The organism is Mycobacterium sp. NGS57, assembly GCF_059812405.1.
In genome coordinates this window covers 1-2,064 of sequence record NZ_JCALCP010000028.1, presented here as the reverse complement: position 1 = coordinate 2,064, position 2,064 = coordinate 1, and the positions used below count along the sequence as shown (strand labels likewise).

The 2,064-nt window shown below is 74.7% G+C and carries 1 protein-coding gene; it reads left to right on the top strand.

What is annotated here, in order from left to right; translation table 11 throughout:
- Positions 1 to 1,957 (top strand): acyltransferase family protein (locus AC5Y43_RS24925; protein WP_499977284.1); only part of this gene is annotated, 1,957 nt, incomplete at its 5' end.
- Positions 1,958 to 2,064: the final 107 nt, after the last annotated feature.

Here is a 2,064-nt window from a genome sequence, read left to right as displayed (position 1 = left end):
TCGGCTGCGCCGGTTCTACGGCGCGCGGGCCCGGCGCCTGCTGCCCGCGTCGGCCGTCGTCGGCGTGGTCACGATGCTCGCCTCGGCCGCGCTGCTGCCCCTCGGGGAGGCCCGGACCGTCATCGACGACGGCATCGCCAGCGCGCTCTATGTCAGCAACTTCTGGTTCATCGCCGAGGACGTCAACTACTTCAACGTCGCCGGTCACATGCCGCCCTCGCCGTTCCAGCACTACTGGTCGCTCGGCGTCGAGGAGCAGTTCTACCTGGTGTGGGCGCCGCTGATCCTCGGCACGGCGTGGCTGGTCCGGCGGGCCCGCAAGCGCCCCAAGGCCGAGCCCGTCTCCTCGCGGCGCCCGTACCTGGTGGTGCTGACCGTGGTGGCGGTGGGGTCGTTCGCGCTGTCGTTCGTGGTCACCTACGTGATGCCGGCGATGGCGTTCTTCTCGCTGCCCACCCGGGCCTGGCAGCTGGCCCTCGGCGGGCTGGTCGCGCTGACCGCCGGCCGCTGGGAGCGGCTCTCCCCGCGGGCCGCCGCGCTGACCGGGTGGGCCGGGCTGGCCCTGATCCTGGTGGCCTGCACCCGGCTGAGCGCGACCACGCTGTACCCCGGCGTGGCCGCGCTGCTGCCCACGCTGGGCGGCGCGCTGGTGATCGGCGCCGGCTGCGCCGCGCCGTCGCAGGGCTGCGGGCGAGTGCTGGGTGTCGCGCCGATGCGCGCCATCGGGCGGATCTCCTACTCCTGGTACCTGTGGCACTGGCCGGTGCTGGTGTTCGCCCCGCTGATCATGGGCCACCCGCTGGGCCTGGCCGCCCGGATCTGCGCGGCGCTGCTCTCCGGCGGGCTGGCCGTGCTGACCCTGCGCGTCGTCGAGAACCCGCTGCGCTTCGCCGCGCCGCTGCGCCGCTCCGGCGGGCTGAGCCTCGCGCTGGGCGGCGCGGTCACCGCGGTCGCCGTCTGCGTGGGCGTGGTGCTGCTGGCCGTGGTGCCCATCCCGGTCGGTCGCGGCGCGCCCGCCACGCCGCTGACCATCACCGCCGCGCCCGTCGGGCCGGGCTCGCCCCCGGAGGCCTACGACGCCGCGGTGCGCCAGGTCTTCGCCCAGGTGCAGGCCGCCGTCGCCGCCTCGGCGGACCTGCGGGCCGTGCCGTCGAACCTCGACCCGACGGTGGCCGACGCCCCCACGCAGCGCAACGCCTACGCGTTCGACGGCTGCGTGCGCGACTTCTTCGAGGGCGGGCAGCCCGAGTGCGCCACCGGCGACACCGCGTCGAAGACGACGGTGACGCTGATCGGCGACTCGCACGCCGCGATGATGATCCCCGCGTTCCAGCAGCTCGCCGCCCAGCGGCCCTGGCGGGTCGAGACCCTCGGCAAGGCGGGCTGCCCGTCGGTCGCCGTGCCCATCACCAACCCGCTGCGCCGCCTGACCGAACAGTTCCAGCACTGCGATCAGTGGCGCGGGGAGATCCTCACCCGGCTGCGCGCCGAGCACCCGCAACTGGTCGTGGTGAGCGTGTGGCGGCAATACGGCGCCGGCAACTGGACGCCCGGGTTCAAGTCGTACGACTCGGCGTGGGTGAACAGCCTGACCCGCCTGGTGCAGCAGCTGCGCGGCACCGGCGCCAAGGTCCTGGTGCTCGGGCCGGTCCCGGACCCGCAATCGGTGGTGCCGGTCTGCCTGTCCGGCCACCTCGACGACGCGACGGCCTGCTCGCCCGCGCGGTCGGCGGCCGTCAACGAGGCCGGCATCGCCGCCGAGGCCGCCGCCACCAAGGCCGGCGGCGGCCAGTACGCCGACCTCACCGACCTGTTCTGCACCGCCACCCGCTGCCCGGTCATCGTCGGCAACACCCTGGTCTACCTCGACTGGAGCCACATCACGCTGCAATACTCGCGGCTGCTGGCCCCGGTCATCGGCGCGCTGGCCGACCGAGCGCTCGCCCACGGTAGCTGAGCATGCGCCAGGCCGACAGCGTCCGACCGACCGCCGAACCGCGCGACCGGCGCTCCGAACCGTCGCGGTTCCGCCCCGACATCGAGGGCCTGCGCGCGGTGGCGGTC